Origin of the sequence: Sphingobium phenoxybenzoativorans, assembly GCF_001757355.1 — a bacterium.
GTDB classification, from domain to species: domain Bacteria; phylum Pseudomonadota; class Alphaproteobacteria; order Sphingomonadales; family Sphingomonadaceae; genus Sphingobium; species Sphingobium phenoxybenzoativorans.
The window spans coordinates 1-860 of sequence record NZ_MINO01000197.1 but is presented as its reverse complement, the minus strand read 5'-3'; the positions used below and the strand labels follow the sequence as shown (position 1 = coordinate 860).

At 60.0% G+C, this 860-nt stretch carries 1 protein-coding gene; it reads left to right on the top strand.

The genetic code is table 11. The annotated features are described in order from the left end of the window. Positions 1-76: 76 nt before the first annotated feature. Positions 77-837 (top strand): IS5 family transposase gene (locus BHQ40_RS24830; protein ID WP_139139492.1). Its coding sequence is split into 2 segments (ribosomal slippage): positions 77-401 and positions 401-837, totalling 762 coding nucleotides; the frame shifts between segments, so codons are not numbered across the junction. Positions 838-860: the final 23 nt, after the last annotated feature.

Below are 860 nucleotides of genomic sequence, written 5' to 3'. Positions count from 1 at the left end.
CTCTAGGCTGTAGTGACATTTTAGGGATGTACGCGGACCGGGATTTCTGATTCAACACTGGCTTTTGGAGGTCAGTGTGGAAGGTGAAGTTCTTCGGGATGATCAGTGGGAACGGCTGCGGGAGTTTGTGCCGGGTGGGCGCAAGGGGAAGCGCGGCCCGCGCAGTGATGGCCGGCTGTTTCTGGATGCGCTGCTCTGGCTGGCCCGTTCGGGCGGGCGTTGGCGTGATTTGCCCGAGCGCTTTGGCCCCTATCAGACGGCCAAGCGGCGATATTATCGCTGGATCGAGAATGGGGTTATCGACCGGATCTTCGAGGCGGTGTCAGATGATCCCGACATCGAATGGCTGGCGATCGATGCGACCGTCATCCGTGCCCAGGCTCAGGCGGCCGGGGCACGGATAAAAAGGGGGGCGTTCAAGCCCAGGCTCTCGGCCGCTCCCGAGGCGGTTTCGGCACAAAAATCCACGCCGTAGTCGATGCCTTGGGCTTGCCCATCCGTTTCATTCTCGGCCCCGGCCAGCAAAACGACATGGCCCCCGCCTGCGACCTGATCCGAGGTATCCCGGCAGGCAAGGTGCTGGCAGATCGCGCATACGACGCCGACCGTCTCCATGACCTCATCTATGATCAGGGCGGCGAGCCTGTCATCCCACCCCGTCGCCATCGAAACTACCAACACTTCTACGACCGCATCGCTTACAAACAGCGCTGGGGCATCGAAGGCTTCTTCGCCAAGCTCAAACAGTGGCGGCGCATCGCAACACGCTACGACAAGCTCGCCGCCAACTTCCTCGGCTTCGTCAAACTCGCAAGCATCATGTTATGGCTCAAATGATTAAATCGTCACTACAACCTAGC